The sequence below is a fragment of the Candidatus Bathyarchaeota archaeon genome (assembly GCA_026014585.1).
Taxonomy (GTDB): Archaea; Thermoproteota; Bathyarchaeia; order Bathyarchaeales; family Bathycorpusculaceae; genus Bathycorpusculum.
Window position 1 is genome coordinate 1 of the sequence record JAOZIA010000026.1, and the last position, 3,743, is coordinate 3,743.

Sequence of the window (3,743 nt, forward strand, 5' to 3'; positions counted from 1 at the left end):
CTCTTTTTTCAGATATATTTGCCTCTAATTGCCAGTGGTTTAACTGGGATTGGCGACATCACCAACTAGCCGCTGATCGGTGGGCTTATAGCCGGTGCAATAGTGGTCGTCGGCTTTCTGCACAATCCAGCGTTTTGTTAACTGAATACTCCTGTATCCAGAACATGGCAAAAGCCATCATTATCTTTATTGACACTCCCGACTTTCAGTAATAATATATTATCGTATACCTTTATTTAAAAGCTGCCTTGCCCTATAAGCAACCCATTTTTTTGAGAGGTTAGTAGTGAGCAACATCAAGACGCAAAAGGCCAGAATTAAAAATGGAGGAAATCCGGTAAAGAGTGATTCAGGCCACCCTAATTTTAAAAGTGATTGGTACAAAGCCATCATCCAAAGCGCCTCCGAAGGCTTCCTTCTGATAAAACACCCCAGCGGGGATATTATGGACGCTAATGATGCCCTCTGTAATATGATGGGCTATAGCCGTGATGAACTACTATCCATGAATATTAAAGATATAGAAATCGGCTTCGATGAATCCCTGGATTCAATCAGAAAAAGGATTGCTGGTATAGAAGAAACTAGGGCTTCTTTCTTTGAAACTCGCCACAAGCGTAAGGATGGCAGGATAATAGATGTGGCCGTAAGCATAAGATACCTAAAAGAAGGGCTTTCATTCTGCTTCCACAGGGATATTACAGGGCAGAATAAGGCGAAAAAAGAGCTTGACGACTATAAGAACAATCTTGAAGAGATAGCAAAAGAACGTGCCGCTAAACTCAAGGGTGAGCTTGAATATCCTAAACATACGGAAGACGCCCTAAAGGAAAGCGAGGACAGGTATCGCACTCTAATAGAACTAGGAACCAAGATAGGAGAGGCCGTTATCATGCTCCAGGATATAAACGGAAAAGATGGCGTCCATACCTATATCAGCGACCGATGGATTCAGATTACAGGTTACTCCAGAGAGGAATTGCTGGATATGTCTTTCTTCGATCTCGTTTGCCCAAAAGAGAAAGAGCGTTCAATTAGAAATTATCAACTAGGAATGGCTGGGCAAGCTACTCCTGACCTCTTTGAACTAACTATCATTCGCAAAGACGGAGAAGGGGTGCCGATTGAAATTACTAGCGCCATAACCGGCTATAAGGGCAAGGTTGCAAATGTAGTTTACGTTAGAGATATAACAAGCCGAAAAGAATTAGAGAAAAGGTTAATAGATGAGAGGGATAGATACCATAGCCTTTTTGAGAATGTGCCCGTAGCCATCTGGGAGAGTGATTATTCTGCACGTAAAAAATACCTGGACGAATTACGCTCTAAGGGGGTCAAAGATTTTAGGCAATACTTCGAGGAAAATCCAGATGATTTTATAAGGTGGTTTGACATCGCCTCTCCCATCAAAAGAAATAAAGCGCTCTTTGACCTTTATGAAGCAGAGTCTGGGGATGAATTGCTATTTATAAGGGAAATAATGATAAAAGAAAGAGAGATGGCAGGACAGTTTAACGGGAGCTACTCCCAACTGTTTGATGCTATGATTAAGATGATGAATGGGGCTCTTAGAGTGAGCTACGATACCTGTAGCCCAACATACAGGGGAAACTGGAAACATTTGCATATGGAGCACCGCATAGCACCAGGGCATGAGGAAACGTGGTCCAGGGTGTTCCTTACCATCTTCGATATAACCAACCGCGTCCAAGCCGAAGAAGAACTGAAGCAGCATAAAGAACACCTCGAAGAACTAGTTACTGAGCGCACCGCGGAACTACGAAAGTCCAGGCAAAAAGAGCAAGAGCTTTTTCAAGCCGAACGCAGTATACGCCAAGAGCTTGAAGCTCAAATTAATGATAGGGTTTATTTTACCAGAGCTTTAGTTCACGAACTGAAGACGCCTCTCACAGCCATTATTGCATCCAGTGAATCGCTCGTTAAGATAGCAAATTCAAACCAGACGAGACCAGTCCAAAATATACATAACAGCGCCTTGATTCTCAACAAGAGAATAGATGAATTGCTTGATGTAGCTAAAGGTGAAATCGGAATACTCAAATTAAACCCCGCTTTTATAGATTTACAGGAGATGGTCGAGGAGATTAGGCAGCAGGTATCGCTGAATGTGGCCAAGAGGGAACAACACTTACAGGTGAACCTCTGCTCACCAATGCCTAAATTGTGGGGAGACGCCGAGCGTTTACAACAAGTGCTTTTTAATATTCTTGACAATGCGATTAAATTTAATCGCAAACAGGGGCATATTTTTCTTAGAGTGCATAGCCAAAATGGGCTCCTGACTTTTGAAGTTCAAGATGAGGGACGTGGTATATCTGCTAAAGAACAAGCGCACATCTTTAAGCCCTATCATAGAATAGGTAATGGGTCAGAAAATCTAAATGGGCTTGGATTAGGTCTGTCTCTTTCGAAAGTACTCGTGGAGCTCCATGGTGGGCGTATGTTTATTAATAGCGAAGAGGGGGAAGGCACCATTGTCGGCTTTTCATTGCCAACCACAACTAACTGAGATTCAGGGGTAGTTTTCAATATGATCGACCTGCAAAAGATTCTAGTTATAGAAGACAGCCCAGAAATTGTTGAGGCAATAGACCTAACCATCGGCATAAGATGGCCAAGGACCAAAATTATTGCGACGGAAAGCGGGGTTGAATCTCTGGAGCTAATCGAGAAAGAAAAACCTGACCTAGTTATCCTTGATTTAGGGCTACCTGACCTCAATGGATTCGAAGTCTTAAGGCGCTTAAGGTTATTCTCGCAAGTACCCGTTATTGTTCTGACTATTAGAAGTGATGAGGCTGATATAGTTAAAGGTCTCGAACTCGGCGCCAACGATTATATTGTCAAACCTTTTCGGCAAATGGAGCTATTATCCCGGGTGAATAACCAAATTAGAAAAGAAACGAGTGAGTCTAATAATCCTCCGATTCTAACCGATAAACTTCAGTTATATCCTGCCACCCATGAAGTAATATCCAACAACAGGCATATAAACCTTACCCCAATCGAAAGCAGTTTGCTATCTACCCTTATGATAAATGCAGGGCAAGTCGTAACTCATGCCAACTTGATTAAAAAAGCTTGGGGAGAATATTATCCTGAATTGTCTCTTAGCCTGAAGGTCCATATACGGCGGCTACGCCAGAAACTAGAATCTGACCCCTCTAAACCTAAAATTATTCTGACTAAAGTCAGCGTTGGGTACTACTTCAATCAACCTGAATAGCCATAAAGATACCAGACAACCGCCTTTATTGATAAGCGGCAACAAGGATAGTCTCTCTTAACTTATTCGTTACCTCATTGTAATTAGTTTTTAACCTGCGCATTCTTTTCTTAACCACGTTTCGTAATTATCATATGTTATTTTATTCTTAATTAAGCTACAGATTTACTTCCAATGTATTCTTATAATTTTCTTTATGCATCTATGCCATAACCATAATCATCACTTTATCGACAATCGATTGTAGAAAGCTCGTCTAAGATAAATCCAAAAAATAAAGAGGCAGAAAAATGGCTGATAATGATGAAATTCTAGGAACCATAGTGAGTGGTAGTGGTAATGGTCTTTTCAAACCACGCACCACTATCGGGCTCAAGGCGGAAACCAAGCAGATGCTGGACAAGAACAGGGCGCCGGGCCAGTGCTACGACGGCTTTATCTGCCAGCTGGTAGACCTGTGGGAAAAATCCAGCGGCAACGGCAAAGCCTAGCTTTA

The 3,743-nt window shown here is 42.1% G+C and carries 4 protein-coding genes; all 4 read left to right on the plus strand.

Annotated features, from left to right (window positions below):
- Positions 1–212: hypothetical protein (locus NWF01_12575; GenBank protein ID MCW4025845.1), on the plus strand; the 212-nt coding region annotated here is incomplete at its 5' end.
- Between the two features lie 74 nt (positions 213–286).
- The gene (locus tag NWF01_12580; protein ID MCW4025846.1) at positions 287–2,530 is read left to right on the plus strand and encodes a PAS domain-containing sensor histidine kinase; all 2,244 of its coding nucleotides are present in this window, start codon (positions 287–289) and stop codon (positions 2,528–2,530) included.
- A gap of 21 nt (positions 2,531–2,551) precedes the next feature.
- Positions 2,552–3,247, plus strand: a complete 696-nt coding sequence (locus NWF01_12585; protein ID MCW4025847.1) for a response regulator transcription factor — start codon at positions 2,552–2,554, stop codon at positions 3,245–3,247.
- A 290-nt stretch (positions 3,248–3,537) separates the two neighbouring features.
- Positions 3,538–3,738, plus strand: a complete 201-nt coding sequence (locus NWF01_12590) for a hypothetical protein (protein ID MCW4025848.1) — start codon at positions 3,538–3,540, stop codon at positions 3,736–3,738.
- The last annotated feature ends 5 nt before the right edge of the window (positions 3,739–3,743 follow it).